Source organism: Burkholderia sp. 9775_39, assembly GCF_015712225.1.
GTDB classification, from domain to species: Bacteria; Pseudomonadota; Gammaproteobacteria; order Burkholderiales; family Burkholderiaceae; genus Burkholderia; species Burkholderia cenocepacia.
The window spans coordinates 1-421 of the sequence record NZ_JACCQC010000098.1; the positions used below are offsets into that span (position 1 = coordinate 1).

1 protein-coding gene is annotated in these 421 nt (G+C 46.1%); it reads left to right on the top strand.

Going from position 1 to position 421, the window contains the following annotated elements:
* Positions 1-121: 121 nt before the first annotated feature.
* The coding region (locus tag H0X90_RS35435) for an FAD-dependent oxidoreductase (protein WP_196438449.1) at positions 122-421 on the top strand (300 nt) is incomplete at its 3' end.

Here is a 421-nt window from a genome sequence, read left to right on the forward strand (position 1 = left end):
GCTTTAATGTTGTGCGAGTTAAGTGTGATTTATCTGAGGATAAATTCTACTGAATTTGTCTACTTTAGAGTGAAATTTGCTATAATGCTCAGCTATCCTTTTTTATCTCTCAATTACCACTATGCATTATCCTAAAGTATACGATGTCATTGTTATCGGTGGCGGTCACGCCGGTACGGAAGCGGCTCTGGCTGCAGCGCGTATGGGTCGACAGACTTTACTCTTAACTCATAACATTGAGACTTTAGGGCAGATGAGCTGTAACCCGGCCATCGGTGGTATTGGTAAATCGCATTTGGTGCGTGAAATTGATGCTTTGGGCGGTGCGATGGCACTGGCTGCCGATAAAGGCGGTATTCAATTCCGTATTTTGAACTCGCGTAAAGGCGCTGCAGTACGTGCAACACGTGCGCAGGCGGAC